The sequence below is a fragment of the Planococcus sp. TJ-201 genome (genome assembly GCF_058268495.1).
On the sequence record NZ_JBZDOG010000003.1, the window covers coordinates 97,889 to 116,821 of the forward strand.

The 18,933-nt window shown below is 45.4% G+C and carries 16 protein-coding genes and 3 riboswitches; of the genes, 9 read left to right on the forward strand and 7 right to left on the reverse strand.

Annotated features, from left to right (window positions below):
• Window positions 1-321: 321 nt before the first annotated feature.
• Window positions 322-1,092, forward strand: a complete 771-nt coding sequence (gene proB, locus AC4EG4_RS08825; RefSeq protein ID WP_490976837.1) for a glutamate 5-kinase — start codon at window positions 322-324, stop codon at window positions 1,090-1,092.
• A gap of 28 nt (window positions 1,093-1,120) precedes the next feature.
• Window positions 1,121-2,398 (forward strand): glutamate-5-semialdehyde dehydrogenase, encoded by a 1,278-nt coding sequence (locus tag AC4EG4_RS08830; RefSeq protein ID WP_490987562.1) that lies wholly within the window; start codon window positions 1,121-1,123, stop codon window positions 2,396-2,398.
• A 48-nt stretch (window positions 2,399-2,446) separates the two neighbouring features.
• On the opposite strand, the gene AC4EG4_RS08835 is transcribed toward AC4EG4_RS08830, so the two are convergent.
• Both AC4EG4_RS08835 and mgtE read right to left on the reverse strand, forming a co-directional pair.
• Entirely contained in the window at window positions 2,447-2,860 is a 414-nt protein-coding gene (locus tag AC4EG4_RS08835; RefSeq protein ID WP_490976839.1) for a DUF4395 domain-containing protein, read from the reverse strand.
• A gap of 76 nt (window positions 2,861-2,936) precedes the next feature.
• On the reverse strand, window positions 2,937-4,295 hold the full coding sequence (gene mgtE / locus AC4EG4_RS08840; RefSeq protein WP_490987563.1) for a magnesium transporter: 1,359 nt from the start codon (window positions 4,293-4,295) through the stop codon (window positions 2,937-2,939).
• Between the two features lie 125 nt (window positions 4,296-4,420).
• Window positions 4,421-4,509: riboswitch (cyclic di-GMP riboswitch) on the forward strand.
• Between the two features lie 46 nt (window positions 4,510-4,555).
• Here mgtE and AC4EG4_RS08845 point away from each other — a divergent pair.
• The 4 genes from AC4EG4_RS08845 (at window position 4,556) to AC4EG4_RS08860 (ending at window position 8,311) form a co-directional block, all read left to right on the forward strand.
• On the forward strand, window positions 4,556-5,425 hold the full coding sequence (locus AC4EG4_RS08845) for an amidase (RefSeq protein WP_490976841.1): 870 nt from the start codon (window positions 4,556-4,558) through the stop codon (window positions 5,423-5,425).
• A 187-nt stretch (window positions 5,426-5,612) separates the two neighbouring features.
• A complete protein-coding gene (locus tag AC4EG4_RS08850) occupies window positions 5,613-6,659 on the forward strand; it encodes a HEAT repeat domain-containing protein (RefSeq protein WP_490987564.1) in 1,047 nt (348 codons plus the stop codon).
• The gene (locus AC4EG4_RS08855; protein ID WP_490976843.1) at window positions 6,656-8,095 is read left to right on the forward strand and encodes a glycosyltransferase family 2 protein; all 1,440 of its coding nucleotides are present in this window, start codon (window positions 6,656-6,658) and stop codon (window positions 8,093-8,095) included. Before AC4EG4_RS08850 ends, AC4EG4_RS08855 begins: the two co-directional genes overlap by 4 nt.
• Before the next feature lie 72 nt (window positions 8,096-8,167).
• Entirely contained in the window at window positions 8,168-8,311 is a 144-nt protein-coding gene (locus AC4EG4_RS08860) for a hypothetical protein (RefSeq protein ID WP_490976844.1), read from the forward strand.
• A 208-nt stretch (window positions 8,312-8,519) separates the two neighbouring features.
• Here AC4EG4_RS08860 and AC4EG4_RS08865 read toward each other — a convergent pair whose 3' ends face one another.
• The 5 genes from AC4EG4_RS08865 to mtnW form a co-directional block, all read right to left on the reverse strand.
• Entirely contained in the window at window positions 8,520-11,723 is a 3,204-nt protein-coding gene (locus AC4EG4_RS08865; protein ID WP_490987565.1) for a hypothetical protein, read from the reverse strand.
• 134 nt (window positions 11,724-11,857) lie between these two features.
• Window positions 11,858-12,394 carry a 1,2-dihydroxy-3-keto-5-methylthiopentene dioxygenase gene (locus tag AC4EG4_RS08870; RefSeq protein ID WP_490976846.1) on the reverse strand — a complete coding sequence of 179 codons (537 nt, stop codon included), beginning with the start codon at window positions 12,392-12,394 and terminating at the stop codon, window positions 11,858-11,860.
• 15 nt (window positions 12,395-12,409) lie between these two features.
• A complete protein-coding gene (locus AC4EG4_RS08875) occupies window positions 12,410-13,024 on the reverse strand; it encodes a methylthioribulose 1-phosphate dehydratase (RefSeq protein ID WP_490987566.1) in 615 nt (204 codons plus the stop codon).
• A complete protein-coding gene (locus AC4EG4_RS08880; RefSeq protein ID WP_490987567.1) occupies window positions 13,021-13,686 on the reverse strand; it encodes a 2-hydroxy-3-keto-5-methylthiopentenyl-1-phosphate phosphatase in 666 nt (221 codons plus the stop codon). Before AC4EG4_RS08880 ends, AC4EG4_RS08875 begins: the two co-directional genes overlap by 4 nt.
• A 5-nt stretch (window positions 13,687-13,691) precedes the next feature.
• On the reverse strand, window positions 13,692-14,906 hold the full coding sequence (gene mtnW / locus AC4EG4_RS08885; protein ID WP_490987568.1) for a 2,3-diketo-5-methylthiopentyl-1-phosphate enolase: 1,215 nt from the start codon (window positions 14,904-14,906) through the stop codon (window positions 13,692-13,694).
• A gap of 75 nt (window positions 14,907-14,981) precedes the next feature.
• Window positions 14,982-15,091, reverse strand: a riboswitch (SAM riboswitch).
• Window positions 15,092-15,362: 271 nt separating this feature from the next.
• A riboswitch (SAM riboswitch) is annotated at window positions 15,363-15,516 on the forward strand.
• A gap of 76 nt (window positions 15,517-15,592) precedes the next feature.
• Between mtnW and mtnK the strand changes: the two genes are divergently transcribed.
• Genes mtnK through AC4EG4_RS08900 form a run of 3 tightly spaced genes read left to right on the forward strand, consistent with a single transcriptional unit; the run spans window position 15,593 to window position 18,920 of the window.
• Window positions 15,593-16,783: an S-methyl-5-thioribose kinase gene (gene mtnK / locus AC4EG4_RS08890; RefSeq protein ID WP_490987569.1), complete on the forward strand. Its 1,191-nt coding sequence runs from the start codon at window positions 15,593-15,595 to the stop codon at window positions 16,781-16,783.
• Window positions 16,780-17,841 (forward strand): S-methyl-5-thioribose-1-phosphate isomerase, encoded by a 1,062-nt coding sequence (gene mtnA, locus AC4EG4_RS08895; RefSeq protein ID WP_490987570.1) that lies wholly within the window; start codon window positions 16,780-16,782, stop codon window positions 17,839-17,841. Before mtnK ends, mtnA begins: the two co-directional genes overlap by 4 nt.
• Window positions 17,838-18,920 (forward strand): sugar ABC transporter substrate-binding protein, encoded by a 1,083-nt coding sequence (locus AC4EG4_RS08900; protein ID WP_490987571.1) that lies wholly within the window; start codon window positions 17,838-17,840, stop codon window positions 18,918-18,920. The genes mtnA and AC4EG4_RS08900 overlap by 4 nt, the downstream gene beginning before the upstream one ends.
• Window positions 18,921-18,933 lie beyond the last annotated feature (13 nt).

Sequence of the window (18,933 nt, forward strand, 5' to 3'; positions counted from 1 at the left end):
AACTTTCTTCTAGTATCAAATCATTTCAATCGTTATTCTCCAGGCTTCCCTCGAAAACGCTCAGTAAACAGAAAGAGACATTTAAAAGTTTCACTACTCCGTATAATTATTCACTTATATCGTATATAGAATAGAATAAAATACTTTTATAGAGGAAAAAACACTTTATTAAATTGACTTAAAATACAAAACAGTGCATAATAACTCTATTAAACGGATTCGGTTAAAACTAGGGAAATAATTTCATGGAGGCAAGGTTCTTCCGTTTTTGGATAAAATGGAAGAAGTTTTTTATTTATCAAAATCGGGTGGTGACTGCATGTGGAGAAGAAAAGAATTGTTGTGAAAATAGGCAGCAGCTCGTTGACGGATGAGCAAGGCAAGTTGTCGATTGAAAAACTGCGTGAGCATGTGGATGCACTGGCTCGCTTAAAAGAACATGGCCACGAAGTGATCTTGATTTCATCTGGAGCAGTTGCGGCAGGGTGTACAGGAATGGGTTATTTATCGCGTCCGGATACAGTGGTTGATAAGCAGTCAGCCGCCGCCGTAGGCCAGAGTTTATTGCTGCAAGCATACGCAGACGAATGCAAAAAACACAGCATCATTGCTGCACAATTGCTGCTGACAAAAGATCTTTACAAAAATGCCAATGCGACCATCTCCAAGCTATTGGAACGAAACGTCCTCCCAATTATCAATGAAAACGATTCGGTGTCAGTAGAAGAGCTGACGTTTGGCGATAATGATATGCTGTCGGCACTGGTCAGTGGCCTTGTCCTCGCCGATTTTCTAATCATCCTCACAGACATCAATGGCATCTATCAAGATAACCCAAGAACCAATCCACAGGCGCAGAAATACCTTCATCTTCAAGAGATCCCCGATGAACTAGTGGATGCTACATCTTCAGACGGCTCGACTGTAGGAACAGGCGGCATGAAGTCAAAAGTTGAAGCAGCACGGACAGCTTTGTCCCTGGGAGTCCAAGTATTTATCGGTTCTGGTACAGGCAGCGAAAAACTGGTGGATATTTTTCAAGGCAAAGGCGATGGAACCTATATCGGCGTGAAAGCGAAAATGGGTGTTTGAACAATGGAAATCGAAAGGGGTATCAGGAATGACGGAACTTCTTCAAGAACAGCAAACCGAAAAAAGTGAACTTCTTCAAAAGGCGATCCAAGCGAAACAGGCTTCGGCGGTATTGGCTAAGTCGACAACCAAGCAAAAAAATAATGCTTTGCGTGCTATTTCTACACATTTACTGGAAGAACAAGCTTATATTTTAGAAGAAAACAGCAAGGATGTTGAAGCGGGACGCCAAAACGGCATGAGTGAATCTTTAGTGGACCGCCTTCAACTGGACCAATCCCGTTTAAAAGATATGGCGGACGCCTTGATTCAATTGACAAAGCTGGCCGATCCGGTCGGTGAAGTGTTGGAGAAATGGGAGCGTCCAAATGGGCTGACAATGTCCAAAATCCGTGTTCCTTTAGGAGTTGTCGGCATGATTTATGAAGCACGCCCTAATGTCACGGTTGATGCATCCAGCCTATGCTTAAAAACCGGCAATGCCGTAGTTCTGCGCGGCAGCTCAACGGCAATCCATTCCAATAAAGCTATTGTGGCTGTTATTCGCGATGCGCTTGCAAAAACCGAATTACCGGTTGAATCGGTGCAATTACTGGAAGATACCAGCAGAGAAGCAGCCTCGCATATGTTCAAGCTGAATCAATACTTGGATGTGCTGATTCCTCGCGGCGGAGCGAAACTTATTCAGACAGTTGTCCAAAACTCTACCGTGCCGGTATTGGAAACGGGAGCAGGAAACTGCCATATTTACATCGACGAAACAGCAGATATGAAAATGGCAATTGCCATTTCGCTGAATGCCAAAACGCAGCGTCCTTCCGTCTGTAATTCCTGTGAGAGTATTTTGGTCCACAAAGCTTGGGCTGAAAAGCATCTACCCCAGTTGCTGGCAGCTTTACAGGAGCAGCAAGTGAAAATTCATGGCGACAAAGAAGTTCAGAAACTCTCCCCTAATGTAATACCTGCAGTGGAAGAAGATTGGGGAACTGAATATTTGGGGTTGGAAGTGGCGTTGAAAACCGTGGAAGGTGTGGATGAAGCCATTCACCATATCAACACATACGGAACCAAGCATTCGGAAGCCATCATTTCATCCACTTCTGAAAACGTCGATCAGTTCTTTATGGAAATCGATGCAGCAGCAGTTTATCATAACGCCTCTACTCGGTTTACAGACGGATTCGAATTCGGCTTTGGCGCCGAAATCGGCATCAGCACACAAAAGCTCCACGCCCGCGGACCCATGGGCTTGCCTGCCTTGACGTCAACCAAGTATATTGTACGCGGCAACGGCCAAATAAAATAACGATTTTTCCATAAAAAAAGACCGGAAGCAGTCGCTTCCGGTCTTTTTTCATGCCTGTGCTTTTGTTCGGTTGTGTTTCCACATCATGTAGCGATAGCGGATGGTGCAGCCAATGCAATAACCCATAAGCGCAACTCCTGCTGCGATAATGACCATGATACTGAAAGCATAAGCAAGAACCGGCATGCCGAGTGCAAAGAACACGAGTGACAAGCCTAAACAAATGGTCGCAATCCATTGGTTGAACAATTGTTGCTCCCTATCTTCCTGCTGATATTCTGCCATGGGTTTTTTCAAAAAGCGGCGGCTGAATAGGATTACAGGGTTTTTCTTTGTCATCAATGTATAGGCTCCAACAGCAAACGGCAATAACAAGATCGCTGGGTGGAGCAAGAGCGCCGCTAATACGGTAACGACGATAAACGCTTGATTGGTTTGGACAAGGGGTTTTGGGATTGTCATGAACTCGCCTCCTAGGATTTCCACCTATTATACCGAGTAACTTACTGGGAATAAAGATAATTGCTTAAAACATGAATTACATCAACTGAGAAATAAACAGAGTGGCCATGCCAAAGTATATTAACAGCGATAAAATATCATTGATGGTGGTAATTAACGGACCGGATGCGACAGCCGGATCAATATTTAACCGGTAAAGAATGAGTGGGATAATGGTGCCTGCTAAAGTTCCGATAATCAACGTCATCAACAACGAACCACCAACTACAATGCCCAGCACAAAATTTCCTTGCCATATGTATGCAATCAGTAAGATGAGAACAGAACAGATGGCGCCGATAATGATGCCGACCCATAACTCCCTAATGATGAGGTTGATGGTTTGTTTGGCGTCCAATTTCTGTGAAGCCAGTCCCCGGACCACGACAGACAATGATTGGGTGCCTGTGTTTCCGGTCATGCCGGCAATCATTGGCATAAAGAAGGTCAAAGCGACCACTGTCTGCAAGGTGTTTTCAAAACGGCTGATGATCCCGCCCGAAAACAGCCCGATGAACAGCAAAAGAATCAGCCAAGGCAAGCGGCGATAAGCTGCTGTTAAAGCAGGCGTGTTAAAATCGATTGATTTACCCGAAGCGGACAGTTTTTCAATGTCTTCGTTTGCTTCCTGCATCACTACGTCAATTACGTCATCGACCGTTATGACACCGACCAGGGTATTGTCTTTTTCGACAATCGGCAGCGTAACAAAGTCATAGCGGCTGATCAATTGGGCTGCATCTTCTTGATCGGTCAACACGTCGGCTTTTACAACGCGATTGTACATAACTTCCTCGATTTTGTCATCGAGATTTCCAAGAATCAAATCCTTATAGGAAACAACGCCCACCAATTTTTTATCCTCATCCACCACGTAAAGGTAGTTGAGGTATTCGGCCAATTCGGCAAAATGCTTAATCTTATCGACGGCTTCCCGGATGGTGTAATGGCGCGGAATCCACACATACCGGTTATTCATCAAGCGGCCGGCTGTTTCAGGAGGATACGTCATGGTGTTCTGGACAAAACGGGAATCGTCCTGGTTGATCTGCGACAGCAGCTCTTCGATTCGCTCGGGCTCCAAATCTGCCAACAACAAAGCCAGGTCGTCATTGTCCATGCGATCAAGGACCTGTGAAGATTTTTCCAGCCCTAATTTTTGAAGAATATCGATCTGCTCATTTTTGGGAAGTTCCTGCATCAGGTCGGTCAATTGGCGGATCGTCAGAAACAGCAGGAATTTATTGCGGTGCTTGTCCGGCAGGTGCCGGTACTGTATGGCCATGTCATATGGCTGGAGTTCATCCAGGATGTCCTGAAATTCATTTACTTTGCCTTCTTTTAAGGACTTGATCAACGCCAGTGTAATTTCGTCTTCACGTAATGCTATGGACATTTGGTTCACTCCTTCTGTACAGGAAATACAGGAATCCTATTGTTGATTATTGCGTTAAATCTACTATTTGAAAAGGATTAAAAAAAAGATGGTAAAATTGAATTATTTAACATATAATATAAAAAATCTGAAAAAGGCAAACTTCACCGAAAGGGAAGGACGCAAAGCCATGAGCCTAACCGCCTGAAAAGCGCAAGGTTGTCAGGTTGCCTGGGTCTCGTTCTGTGAGCCACGGCTAACAGAACGGGAGGATAAGGAAAATGAGAAAAATAATGATAGCAGGTGTGTGGTTGTTGTTTATGCTGACACAAAATGGTTTTGATGCCCAGGCTGCTGGTGTAAACACCAAAGCAACTTGGCTATGGAACCCTTGGATGATCTATAGTGACGAAGCGGGAACGCTCGATTTTTTGGAAAGCAAAGGGGTCAACAAGGTTTACGTGCAAATTGATGCTGATATTCCATCGGGTGTTTATGAAAGTTTTATCGTAAAAGCAAGAGCCGGCGGCATGAGCGTTTATGCGCTGGATGGAGCGGCTGACTGGGTAGCGCCAAAAGGATTCACTAAACAGGATCGGTTGATGTCCTGGCTATCAACATATCAGAAAGAGGCTGCGCCGGCTCAAAGATTTGCCGGAGTCCACTTGGATGTTGAACCTTATCTATACAGTGGTTGGAATACCAACCGGGCAGCAACCGTTAAATCTTATCAGGCCTTGCTGACAAAAGCTAAGTCCAGTACGGCGGCATTAAACCTGCCGCTGGAAGCCGACCTGCCTTTCTGGTTTGATGAGATTTCCTACAAAAATACCTATGGCAAAGGAGTACTCGCTGAATGGGTAATTGCCAATACGCACAGTGTCACCTTGATGGCTTACCGGGATTCAGCAACAATGATTACAGAGCTGGTAAAAAACGAAATTGCATACGGTGAAAAGCATGGAAAACCGGTGGTGGTAGGAGTTGAAACCGGCCAGACTGATGAAGGAGACGCCATTTCTTTCTATGAAGAAGGAGAGGCCTTCATGAATGGCGAGTTAGCTGCTGTATCCAATTATTATACAGGAGCAAAAGGATTTGGCGGCATTGCGATTCATCATGTTGACAGTTGGAAGACGATGGCTCCTTAAGGAAGTTCTATAGAAAATATGTGAAACAGCAAGGTAGGCCAACTTGGTCAAACCTTGCTGTTTTTCTGTCAATAAACAGAGAGTGGATATGTTATAATATCCATAAATTATCAGATCTTATAATTTTTTTGAAATATTTGTATGTGTACAAAACGATGAGGAAGCTCTGAAAAAGGAGAGTTGTTTGATGATCGAAATGTTTATCTGGATTATCTTTAGTTTATTGGCGATTCAACTGCTGATATTGGCTTTGTTAATTGGTTGGAAAATGAACAATCTAGCCGAAGAAAAGGAAATAAGAGGAATGATGGAAACCTTGAAGCCACAGTTTCAGCAGTATATTGAAGGAACAGAGCTCATCGAGCCCATTTTGCCTGCAACAAAGAAGAATCAGTTTAAGTTGATGGAAATCATGCTTGACGAATTTTTAGCTGAAGATTTAAGAGAAGAGCAACAAGCAAGAGTTCAACTGCTGGCCGATAAATACTTGGTAGCACATTACCGCCGTACATTAAAAAAAGGGCAATGGGCGGAGCGTGTCAATGCGCTGTATTTTATTGAGGACTTCAAGCTCTTTTCTTTAAAAGAAGATGTCTATCAGCATTTCTCAAAAATTACAAAGCGGGATGAAGAGTTTCGCCAATGTTTACGTGCCTGCGCGACACTGCAGGAAGTGCGTTTGATGGATGCGGCCATTGAGAGCAGAAATTTGTCGTTCGGAATGATTAAAGAACTGTTGTACCGTTTGGATGAAAACCTATTGAAAATGACGCTGGAGCGAATGCAATTAAAAGAGGACATTTCGGAGAATATGCTTTATGCCTTTATCAGCTTCAGCGGAGAACACGGGCTTGACGTGAGTTTTCCTTTTGTCGAAAAGAAAATACGGGATGAACGCAAGGAAGTCCGCTTGAGGGCCATGAGCAGTTTATGCAATTATAAAAAAATGACCGACCCGTCTATTCTCTCCGAATTCTTTGATTCAGAACATTGGCAAGAGCGAATGTATGCCGCCAAGCTGACAGGCGCATGCCATTTTGAGCAGTATAAACCCAATTTAATCTATTTGCTGTCAGACAATATTTGGTGGGTCCGTTTTGCAGGGGCTGAAAATCTTAAGGTCTTCAAAGGCGGAAATACAGTCCTCGAGCAGGTAACGACTGATCATGCAGATGCGTATGCCAGGGATATCGCCAAGCACATGCTGACAAGGGAAGGCGGGAACCTCGTATGAGCGGAACTGGAATTACATTATTCATCGAAATTATTTCCTGGGCAATAATTGGCTACATGCTAGCAGCCGGTGCGATTTACTTGGTCCTGTTTCTAGTCGCCAGCCCCAAAATAAGCAAAGAGAAAAAGTTGAACCGCCAAGAACAAATTGAGGAAATGTCCATTAATAAAGACACGTATCCAATTTCTATCCTGGTTCCTGCCTACAACGAAGAGGCGGGAGTGGTCAGTACGGTGCGTTCCTTATTGAACTTAAATTATCCTCAATACGAAATCATTGTAGTCAATGATGGATCTACGGATAAGACCAGTGAAAAAGTATTGGCTCAATTTAACATGGAACCAATTGACTTGGCGATCCGAACTCATTTCAAAACCGGAGAAATTAAGCGGGCTTATCGCTCAAGTCTCCACCCTAATCTGTTCTTGATTGAAAAAGAAAATGGCGGTAAAGCAGATGCCTTGAATGCTGGTGTCAATTTCTCACGGTATCCATATTTTGCGGCGATTGATGGCGATTCAATTCTCGAACAGGATGCTTTGCTTAAAACTATGAAACCCATTGTAGATTCCAGCGGAATGGTGACAGCAACGGGTGGGACAGTAAGAATCGCAAATGGCTGCAAAATCAATCGTGGCGTTATCGAGCAGGTAGCCTTGCCGAAAAAACCGCTGGAAGTTATGCAGATTATTGAATACTTTCGAGCATTTCTAATCGGCCGTCTCGGCTTCAGCCGGGTCAATATCTTGCTAATCATTTCCGGGGCGTTTGGTGTGTTCGAGAAAAGCCGCGTCATCAAAGTTGGCGGCTATAAAACCGATACCGTTGGGGAAGACATGGAACTGATTGTCCGCTTGCACCGATCCATCAAAGACGAAAAATCAAAACAGCGCATTGAATACATTCAGGATCCGGTTTGCTGGACCGAAGCTCCGAGCACGGTTGCTTCCTTGCGTGCGCAGCGCATACGCTGGCAAAGAGGATTAGCGGAAACATTGTGGACGCACCGAGGAATGCTGTTCAACCCAAAATATAGAGGAATTGGATTGTTTTCGATGCCTTATTACGTCTTTATTGAACTGTTGAGCGCCATTTTTGAAGTGGCGGGCTATTTCATCATTATTGGCGGTTTCGCCTTTTCCTTTATTGAAACGGATATCGCCATAATTATGCTGCTGGTGATGGTGTTGTACGGCTCGCTGTTGTCCGCACTTGCCGTATTGCTGGAAGAATGGACATACCACAAATACCCGACCGTCAGAAGCATCCTTGTGCTCTACGCCTATGCGTTGACCGAAACATTTTGGTACCGAATCCTGATGAATTTCTGGCGCGTTAAGGGACTTTTCTATGCATTTAAGAAAAAATCAGTATGGGGAGACATGGAACGAAAAGGTGTTTTCTCCGATGACGAACAAAAAGAAGGAAGCCTGTAAGTATCTAACGAAGTAGAAGAATGACATTAAATGAGGAAATAGGGTCGTACCATTAAAATAAGGAGGGATTGTGTGGAGGTTTTCGGAATTATGGGATTCATTTTTGGAATGTCAGGATTCACTTTTGGTATTATTGCTTTTACAACAGCGTTGAGTAGTAATAATAATGTAAAAGAACTTGAAAAAAGATTTAATGATTTAGAGGGAAAGTTGTGAACGATGTCTCAAGTTAACGAGACTGATTCGTTTAACGAGCATCAGAAAAAATACGATTCATTTTGACTCAGTTCTAATAGAACTGGGTCTTTTTTCGCAAAAAAAGCACCGCAAAATGCGGCGCGATTTCGTATGGATTGTTAGGTTAGTGTTGGATACGTAAGCCATTGTTATTATTGGCTTCCTTCTTTTTATTGTTTAATCACCGTTACTGTGTCTCGCCAAAGGTCTTTTGAAGAATGTCGTACGATTGCTTTAGCCGTTCTTCTGATTGTGGCATGCCCCATGTGTCCCATGAGTACTGGGCCTCTTGAGTAGTACCGAAAGTTTCAACCGCTTGGCCGTCCTGGCCGGTTAAAGCAGCCGTGACATCCAAGCCGTCAATTATTTGGGCAGCTTCGATGCCGTCTTCTTGAAGGTCGCCGACAAATTCACGTTTTGCGGGATCTCTGGCATTCAGCAGCATCCACGGAATCCGGATTTCCATAATCCCAGTTTCTTTGTCGTAATAATAATCATTCAGGGAATCATAGTCTTCATGCTCCGGATTAGCGATGCCAAATCGGAAGATTCCGGTTTCGTATGAATCGAAGGGATACAATTCGCCAGTATCGGGGCGAACGAATGCTTTGTTCAAAGCCAGACGAATTGGATGGAAGGTTGATTCGATGTTTTGTTCTGCTGGGATCATCTCCAAACGCTCGTGATAATCGTAGTAGAAAGTATCGTAATCACCAGCGACCAGTAATTGTGCCTGCTCCAATTCTTCGATTTTCAACTGGAAGTCTGCCAAAAATTCGCTATTGTCCAGAGCATCAACGGCAATGCCCTGGTTTTCGCGAACACTGAAGTACAAATTGAAATCCTGTTCGTTCCACCAGGTTTTATTGGACGAATCAAACTGAGCTTTAATATAGACATAGCGCTCATCCGAATCCATTGTTAGCGATTTGAGTGCTCCGCTATCTTTTTCGTAAAGGGTTTGGCCATCTGTCCAATCATCACTTTCGCCATCCACTTTCACTTTATGGCGGTCAAAGCTCAATAGGCCGAATTGCTGCTCGTTGGTTTGGGCATTTGACCAGAAAGGCCGTTCGTTTGGATTGTCATAATCCATCGTATTCCATGTCCGCTTGAACCACTCGTCCTGCCAGGTGAAAACCATTCCGCCCAGCATGCCTTCTTCGAGAATATCTTCGTAGAGATGGCTGACGATTTCACCTTGCTGCCGTTCGGAAATAAATCCTTGGTTCCAGCCAAACGGATTTTCGTGGGTCATGCCGCGTGAAGCCGGAACGCCAAACTCAGCGATGACGATCGGCATCTCATGAGAGTCATTTAAATCTTTCAAGTAACCGGCGTAGTTATTAAATTCCCCGCGGTGGTCGACAAATTCCGTATAGCGTTCATCCAAATTCAGAAAATCAGGATAGTATGGGTAGACATGGTAAGACGCAAACATACCGACCGTTTCTGTCACACCTTTTGTTTTGATGTGATTCGGGTCGACAGTTGCCATGTCCTCCTGTTCACTCGGTTCTGCGGGCTGATCGATATTGTCTGTGGTGACCCAGTTAGTGAAGCTGAGTGGCCGCATGCTTTGGTATTCGTCCATCTCGTATTCCGCGAGACGGTCCAATTGCTCTGCAAGCCAATACTCCATAGGATTGGCATCTTCTGTGTAGATATGGGTGCCCTCGTAGTCGCCTAAATCAGGATAATCAAGTTCCATTTGATGGACGGTCAAGGGGAACCATTCGATGCCGATCATCCAACCAATGACATAGGAAGAGATATCGGTCTTATAAGTCCCGTAGGCGTGGCCAGGTTCTTGCTCTACGACGGCATCCCCATGGATGACGTCTACAATTTTTTCGACTTCAGCTTCAAAGCGCTCAGTGATCTCAGGAGTGAAGGCATCCAAAGTTTCCACTAAAGGTTCTTCATCAATCCAAACGCCGTGGTACAAGTAGAGTGGCTCTTTGGCGCTGGCATTGTAAGCGGCAAATGCTTCATAGAACGCTGGAGGGTGGAGCGTATAAACGCGGACCGCATTGGCATTCATTTCACCAATTGCCTGGAACCAACGGTCATATTCTTCCCGCGTAATCGCTGCTTCTCCAGGAAATGTTCCGGGTTTCGCCATTCCCATATTGACGCCTTTAATGGTGAACGGCTCCCACTCCCCATCTTGATAAACCTCAAATGCCTGTCCGTTTACACGGGAAGGGTAAGCAATGCCATCCTTCTCTGCTGCAGTTGTTTTGACCGTCTCAACCTCTGTTTCCTTATCTTCTGTATTTGCCAAAATGGTCTCCATCATCGGTACGTAAGTCTGCCAATAAAAACTTTTTTCAGCATCCAGTGACTCCATGGAAATGAACGAGCGCAATTTCGAGAATCCTGAGTAGCGGTAGAATCCCGGAGTGTCGTCAATATCCACAAAATCGCCAGCAAAATAATAAAGGTCTGCGCCGTGTTTGGACTGGTGGAATACAGCCGGAAAGTTCTCGGGAATGCCGGCTGCTTTCAACTTCTCGCTGCCCGCGCTTTCAAGATCCCATTGGTAGTCTGCCAAAACTTCGGTACCTGCAGCCGCTTGGTTAATATCAAACCAATAACCAAAAGAGGGACTGCTTTCTAATTCAAATTGATCATTGCCTTGATCGGTAAAAGCAAGGTGAATGCCATTAATGCCGATTTCTCCTGCTTCTTCTGACAGGACCACAATCTCGCCTTCGGCATCATTCACCAAGACAAATCCTGGACCTTCAAAATTCCATTTCACATCATTTTGCTCATAGTTGTCTACTATCCACTGAGGAACTTCGCCTTCAGGTGCCTGAAGGTCCACAAAATGGCGTCCGCTCCAGCCGCTCCACTCGAGTCCCAGAAATTCGTTCATGTCTTGCGCGACTTCTTTTGGAGTGGGGGAAGCAAAAGTATTAAACTCAACGACCAAGTCCGTTCCTTGAGACTCTACCTGCTTTTTGATGGTCTGCCATTCATCCATTTGAAGTCCACCGGAAATCATAGACGAAGTGCCCGGGTCTTTTTCTGCCGATTGCCACGGAAGATCTTCTTCATAAACCCCATAAGAATCTGCCAAGTAAATGAGGTCCGTCCCAGACAAGTCTTCAGGCAATTCACGAATCGTGTAGCTTTCTGCTTCTTCATCCGGAACAAACCCGTAATAATCCGTATCTGCATTATACGTGCCTTGGGAGTCGGATATGTAGCGGTGGTGATTCAGCAGCCATGTCAGCCCTTTATGCTCCCGATAGCTTTCTGTCGGAACCGTCTTGTCAATAATCGCTACATTCATTATTTTTTCTTCCTGAAAAAACCAAATCATAATAGGGAGTCCAAATAAAATAACAACTGCCAAAAGGGAGAGAAACACTTTTTTCATTCATATCACTCTTTTCTATTTGCAAAATATATCTTGGAAATTATTATAGCTTAAAATTGGTTAAAATATAAAAAAATTACCTATTTTTTCAAATAAAAAAAGATCCGACTATGTCGGATCTTTGAACCACCTTATTAGTTTTGAATGCTGTTTTCTTCCTGATAAACTGGTACCCAGCCTTCGGTTGTGACAAAGATGCGAACCGCTACAACTTTCCGGTCATCTGCAAGTGTGAAGTAGTGTGTGATATTTTCAGGTACCGAAATCAAGTCGCCTGGAGTCAGGTGGACTTCAAAAAAGCGTTCGTCTTTTCCTTGGATGATGAATACGCCATGTCCGCTAACAATATAGCGCACCTCATCATCTGTATGGATGTGTTTGCGCTGGAAGTTCTTCAATAACTCGTCCAGTTTTGGGTTGGAGTCTGACAGCGAAATAATGTCCGCTGCCTGATAGCCGCGACGTTCTGAAATGTCATCGATTTCGGTTTTGAATGCTTGAAGAATCTCATCTTTGTTTTCATCGCTCAAATCAAATTTTTCGCGAAGGTGTTCGGGTAATTTAGTGTTGTCCCAGTGTTCATAAACAACTTCCTGCTGCTCCAAAAAAGCTGCAACCTCTGTTTGTGCTTCGATTGTTTCATTTGTTCCTTGAATTTTAATAATCGCCATTTTAATCTTCCTCTCTTATTTTAGGTGTAGTTGCAATGCCAATTGATATTGAAATAAAAACTCACAGGCTTCAAGCAGTTTTTTCGCTTCAAAGCCATCTTTTCCCCAGACGGTAATGCCATGGTTGCGAATCAGCACCGCTCCTTTATCAGCAGTAACGAATGCGTCAAATTCTTTGGCGAGCATTGGAATATCTGCATGGTTGGGGATGACGGGAATGCTCAGTACCGCGTCCTCTTCCCACAATCCAAAAGCTTTGATCAATTCCTGGCCCTGAAAATCAATTTTTCCGGCGTCGCCGTACAATTCAGAAATGACATTATTGGCGACCGTATGGACATGGAGGCTGCACCCGGCGCTGGTCTTTCCATAAATTATACAATGCAATAAGGTTTCAGCAGATGGTTTCAACGTTGATTCAACAGCGGGCTGACCATTGGCATCGACAAGCAGAAAATCTTCATCTGTACGTTTTTTCTTGTCTTTGCCGCTCGCGGTTACCAGAAATTCGAGCGGTTCGTCCGCCACTTTGATGGCAAGATTGCCGCTGGTCCCCATAAACCAATCGCGCACGGCCAGTTCGTCTTTGACATCCGCCAATTCCCGCCACTTTTCATGCAAAAGGGTCATGACTTCACCCCTATATATTCATCAACAATCGCAATAACTTCGTGGAACGTTTCGAACGGTTCGTAATTGATGCCCGCTTCTTGGCATTTTTCAGCCAGCAAATCCCGAGCAATGACGAAATCCGCTTCTTTTGCAGCTTCCCAGTCACTGATGGAGTCTCCAATGACGATGCTTTTCGTGTCTTTGTCCAAAAGATCCCGGATGACAGATGGTTTGCAGCATCCGCAGCCCTGGCTTGTGCAGGCATCGTCGCAGCCATGCGGAAATTCCAGTTTGATAAGATCACCTGAAAAGTCAGCGCTGTTGCAGTAGATGTCATCAAAAGGTCCGAAAGGTTCAAGTAGCGGATGGACAAAGAAATCAATGCCACCGCTAACAATATACAAAGGCAAATTCTGCTTTTTCGAATAGGCGACAAAGTCGCTGAATCCTTCGCGTATTTCCGCCTGCTCCAAAACATAGGAAATAATTTCGTCTTTTTCCGAAACCGGAAGCAAGGAAAACATTTTTGCGACACCCTCACGTATTGAGATGGATTGGTCGAGAATTTGGTCTTTGACCGGTATCCATCCCGGTGGATCAAATTTTTCCATGATGGCAATAATATTGTCATTAGCTGTAATCGTACCGTCAAAATCACAAAAAATAATCGGTTTGTTCACTGTTTTCACCCCCATAGTTCAAGTGCTGTCTGCAATTCTTTATGCTGTTTGCCGGCATTCTGCAAGGTTTCTCCCTGCAGCACGGCGTCAATGGCTTGTCTGAATGCCTGTCCGCCGCCAGCTGCTCCAGCGGGATGTCCGTGAACGCCGCCTCCGGCATTGATGACGCTGTCGATTCCGTAATCCGCCATCAGCAAAGGCACAAGCCTCGGATGAATTCCGGCGGATGGCACTGGAAAGCTGCGTTTTAGCGGGCTGTCCCGTGTCAGTTCTTTGCCGAGTGCCAGGGCTGCCGTTTTTTCCAGTGCAACACTGCCGTAAGGTGAAGGAAACAGCGAAAAATCAGCGCCGACATATCGGATCAGTTTTCCAAGGGCCAGCGGTGTCGCAAGGCCATAGAAGGCAGAAGAAGTGAAGGCACCGCTAAAAGCGGGATGCGCCATAAGCGGCAAGGCGATATCATCATCTTCAGCAAGCTCCTGCAAGACATCCAACCCATACGCATGAACGTTGAACAACAAGGCATCTGCTCCAAGTTCGCGTGCTCTCCGTGCTTTTCCTCGCAGTTCTGAAGTTCTCCCTGACAGGTTCACCGCATAAAGCGTTCGGTGTCCCGTTTCTTCATAGACATCATCAAGCACTCGTTTACCCGTGGTAATGCGGCTTTCAAAAGGAGTTAGTGGGTTATCAAATAGTATTTCATCATCTTTGACCAGATCCACGCGGCCTAATGCCTGCTGACGCAATTGAGCGGACAGGAAATCCAGGTCACGGCCGATGACGCCTTTAAAAATACTCATGAGAAGCGGCCGTCCTCCAACGCCAAGAGTGTCGCGAATTTCTTCGATGCCAAAGCGCGGTCCAGGAAAGTGGCTAAGCAGGTCGTGGCTAAACTCCAGATCCAATAGCTTTACTTCGCCATCCAACGACAATTTGCCGAAAACAGTAGTCAAAATGGCAGGCAGGTCAGCCGAAAAATTCACGCTTGGGTAGGCAATTTCAAGCTCTGCTTTTATTAAATCCGGTTTTAGCGGGTGGCGTTCTTGTTCAAATTCTTCGATGGAGACGACATTTCCTTTATGGTGTTTCAGTTGTTCCTGTTCAAGCAGCGGCAAGTCAGTCCAAGAACCGATGGTCAGTCCCAAAGCGATGCCGTCCGCTTTTTTTTCGAACGAACCCGGTTTTCCGTAGACTTGATATGTAGCAGTCAAAACGCTCATGTATTCCACACTCCCATGCAAATTTTAAAAAATAAAAACCTCTTCAAATAAGAAGAGGTTAAGGGCGTTAACAACTTCTTATTTCTCAGCCACCGGTTCTGGCTGCAAGAATTAGCACCGTGTCCATCAATGGACCGGTTGCCGGGTATCATAGGGCTTGTCCCTCCACCTGCTCTAAATAAGAAAGATATGAAATTGGGTAAATATGATTTATTAAGTCAGACTATCGGTTTTTATCAATTGATATTCCACAAATCCGCTTCGTCCGCGGAAAGCGTCCGCCTGAAGCGATTTCTTCCACTACAAGATTAGTAAAGTAATTCTGATTATTTCATGTGCGCAGAAATCTGTCAACTCCGTTATCATAAAATTGTTTTTATTGGAAAAATGGATTGACAGTTAATTCTGAATCGTGATAGGATTCTTTTCATAACTTAAATTAAATAACACGTAGTACTCTTATCAAGAGCTGGCAGAGGGATATTGGCCCGATGACGCCCAGCAACCGACCGTAATACCTTCGTGAGAAGGGGCGCTTTATGCGCCAGGATGAAAATCCTGCAAGGCACGGTGCTAATTCCATCAGAAATTTATTTCTGAAAGATAAGAGGCATGGAATCTCTTATTCTGGCCTCTTTCTTTTATGAAAGAGGCTTTTTATATTGCATATGAAAGGAAGATTTACAATGACACTTACGGTTCCCGCTACTTATAAAGCCTTAACGGAAGAAACAGCGATTGCGCTGGCAAAAACGGTTCATACATTTGACCCTGCTGCCCAATTGACTTGCCGGGAAATCGGCGACGGCAACTTGAATTATGTTTTCCAAATCGAAGATCCAAATACAGGAAAGCGGCTGATCATCAAACAGGCATTGCCATACGCTAAGATTATCGGCGAAAGCTGGCCGTTGACGTTAAAGCGCGCGACGATTGAAGCGAATGTCCTCAGAAAGCACGGAGAATTTGTCCCGTCACTCGTGCCAACAGTCTTTGCAACAGATGAAGAGTTGGCCATTACGGTGATGGAAGATTTGTCTCATCTGGAGATTGCGCGGGAAGGGTTGATCCACGGACGGAATTTCCCGAGATTGTCGCAGGACATCGGTGAATACTTGGCACTGACTTTATTCCACACATCGGATTACGGCTTGCATCCTTTTGAAAAAAAGCGTTTGGCTGCGGAGTTTTCCAATCCCGAATTATGCAAGATTACGGAAGATCTCATTTTTACAGATCCATTTTTTGATCTCGATACCAACGATTACGAACCGCAGCTTCAATCAGCGGCAGAAGCGATCTGGAGCAACCGGAAGCTTCAGCTCGAAGTAGCAAAATTAAAGAAAAGCTTTTTGACTGAATCGGAAGCTCTGCTGCATGGCGACCTACACACCGGCAGTATTTTTGCCAGCCAGACGGAAACGAAGGTGATCGACCCCGAATTCGGTTTTTACGGTCCGATTGGATTTGATGTTGGTTTGTTCCTGGCGAACTTAGTTTTCCAGTCGATCACACGCGAAGATGAGAATCGCCAAGTGATGGTAGAAGATATCAGAAAGACCTGGGATGTCTTCGCTTCTTCATTCACCGAGCTATGGAAAAAATATAGTGTGGAATCGTTCAAGGAGACAGAGGGCTACCTGGAGCATGTGCTTGAGAAAGTGCTGACAGATGCAGCCGGTTTTGCAGGATGCGAATTAATTCGCCGAACCATCGGCTTGGCACATGTGAAAGATCTGGACAGCATCGAAGACGCAGGTAAGCGAATCGCCTTCAAGAAGCAAGCATTGCAGACTGGCCAGGTTTTGATTTTACAGCGCAAGGAAATCACATCGATCAACGATGTACTGCAAATTCTTGAGGAGGCCCGTACATGAGCATCCCCTTATCCATCAAATGGGACGGCCAGCAGCTGACCATTTTAGATCAGCAAAAACTGCCGCATGCCATTGAATATGTGACGCTTGAAACCGTCGAAGACGTTTACGATGCGATTCTTGCATTAAAGGTTCGCGGAGCACCCGCCATCGGCATCACTGCAGCTTATGGACTGGCTAACGGCGCCAAGCGGCACGATACGGATTCGTTGGAAGCTTTTCAGCAATACGTTGAAAAAGATGCCGCATACTTGAATTCTTCCAGACCGACCGCAGTCAATCTTGGCTGGGCGCTTAGCCGACTGAAAGATAAGCTTCGAGAAGCAGAGAACGTACCACAAGCCAAACTGCTGCTTCAGGCGGAAGCAGTCCAGATCCACAAGGAAGATGAAGAGTCGTGCCGCAGCATTGGCGAGCATGCACTGGTGTTGCTGCAAGAGCAAACGCGGGTAATGACTATTTGCAACGCCGGTTCGATTGCTACGGCAAAATACGGCACTGCATTAGCGCCGTTTCACCTGGGCAGCGAGCGGGGACGTGAATTTGAAGTGTTCGCCTGTGAAACCCGGCCGATTTATCAAGGCGCACGCCTGACGGTATGGGAGCTGCAGCAGTCTGGAGTGGACGTTACGTTGATCACTGACAGCATGGCTGCACACACGATCAAAGCAAAAGGGGTTGAAGCCATCATTGTCGGTGCCGATCGCATTGCAGCCAATGGCGACACGGCAAATAAAATTGGAACTTATAATTTGGCCTTACTGGCTGCCGCCTTCAGCATTCCGTTTTACGTGGCAGCACCGGCTTCAACTTTCGATCTGTCGATAGAAGACGGAAGCGCGATTCCCATTGAAGAGCGCAACCCGGAAGAGATTACCCATATGAACGGACAACCGGTAGCGCCGCTTGGCACAAAAGTATTTAACCCGGCTTTTGATGTAACACCGGGACACTTGATTACCGCGATCATTACTGAAAAAGGCATTATCCAATCCGATTATCAAAAAAACATCCCTGATTTGCTCGGTGCATCTGCAGGAAAAGGAGAAAGATTATGAAAAAACAATCCATCTGGCTGCTAGCCGCATTATTATTTATCAGTATGTTTTTGGCCGCATGCCAACCGCAAGGGGACGTCAGTGAAGAAGAAACTTCTTCGGATACAGAAGGCGAAGCCTCTGATCATCCGCTTGCCGGCAAGGAAATTGCATTGATCATGCAAATCAACTTGGGTACATTTTCTGCTCAGTACATTGCGGGAGTAGAAGAGCAAGTTGAGAGTTTCGGTGGGAAAGCGACCGTTTTCACTTCAGAAGGCGATTTGGCGAAAATGGCATCTAACTTGGATGCAGCGATTAATCAAGGCGTCGACGGCATTTTGATTGACCATGGAACAAAAGAAGCGCTGAACCAAGGAGTTGAAAAAGCGCTGGAAGCTGGAATTCCGGTAGTGGCGTTTGATACGGGCATTGATGTGGAAGGCGTTGTTTCTTTAGAGCAGGGAGACCAGCAGATGGCGGAAATGACATTGGAAAAACTGGCCGAAGATAATGGCGGCGAAGCTAATATTGTCAAAATTTGGACAGCTGGCTTTGCACCAATGGAAAGACGCCAGATTGCTTACGAGAAATTCATGACGGACAATCCGGGCATCCAGGAAGTTACAGCATTTGGAGCTGCTACTGACAACACGGCATTGGATACACAATCACAGATGGAAGCTGTTTTGAAGCAATACCCGAACGAAGGAGAGATTACAGCGGTCTGGGCTTCTTGGGATGAGTTTGCAAAAGGTGCTGTCCGTGCCATTGAACAGGCAGGGCGTACCGATATCAAGGTCTACGGCATTGACATGAGCGATGAAGATTTGCAATTGATGCAAAAAGATGGCAGCCCGTGGGTAGCTTCTGCAGCTGTCGATCCAGCAGATATTGGACGCATTCAAGTGCGTTACCTCTATCAGTTGTTGAATGGTGAGGAGCCGGAAGAAAAAGTAGTCTTGGAGCCGGTGTTTATTGAGACGGAGAACTTGCCTGAAGAAACGGTGACAACAGATGAGTTGAGTGAATTTGTAGAAGGCTGGGGAGCAAGCGACCAAGGTTATACAGATGACCTGCGCGAATTGGAAGGCCAATAATCTTTACCAGTTC

Coding starts and splice junctions, on each gene's coding strand:
- AC4EG4_RS08830 (WP_490987562.1), top strand. CDS start 1,121: ATGACGGAACTTCTTCAAGAACAGCAAACCGAAAAAAGTGAACTTCTT.
- AC4EG4_RS08835 (WP_490976839.1), bottom strand. CDS start 2,860: ATGACAATCCCAAAACCCCTTGTCCAAACCAATCAAGCGTTTATCGTC.
- mgtE (WP_490987563.1), bottom strand. CDS start 4,295: ATGTCCATAGCATTACGTGAAGACGAAATTACACTGGCGTTGATCAAG.
- AC4EG4_RS08845 (WP_490976841.1), top strand. CDS start 4,556: ATGAGAAAAATAATGATAGCAGGTGTGTGGTTGTTGTTTATGCTGACA.
- AC4EG4_RS08850 (WP_490987564.1), top strand. CDS start 5,613: ATGATCGAAATGTTTATCTGGATTATCTTTAGTTTATTGGCGATTCAA.
- AC4EG4_RS08855 (WP_490976843.1), top strand. CDS start 6,656: ATGAGCGGAACTGGAATTACATTATTCATCGAAATTATTTCCTGGGCA.
- AC4EG4_RS08865 (WP_490987565.1), bottom strand. CDS start 11,723: ATGAAAAAAGTGTTTCTCTCCCTTTTGGCAGTTGTTATTTTATTTGGA.
- AC4EG4_RS08870 (WP_490976846.1), bottom strand. CDS start 12,394: ATGGCGATTATTAAAATTCAAGGAACAAATGAAACAATCGAAGCACAA.
- AC4EG4_RS08875 (WP_490987566.1), bottom strand. CDS start 13,024: ATGACCCTTTTGCATGAAAAGTGGCGGGAATTGGCGGATGTCAAAGAC.
- mtnW (WP_490987568.1), bottom strand. CDS start 14,906: ATGAGCGTTTTGACTGCTACATATCAAGTCTACGGAAAACCGGGTTCG.
- mtnK (WP_490987569.1), top strand. CDS start 15,593: ATGACACTTACGGTTCCCGCTACTTATAAAGCCTTAACGGAAGAAACA.
- mtnA (WP_490987570.1), top strand. CDS start 16,780: ATGAGCATCCCCTTATCCATCAAATGGGACGGCCAGCAGCTGACCATT.
- AC4EG4_RS08900 (WP_490987571.1), top strand. CDS start 17,838: ATGAAAAAACAATCCATCTGGCTGCTAGCCGCATTATTATTTATCAGT.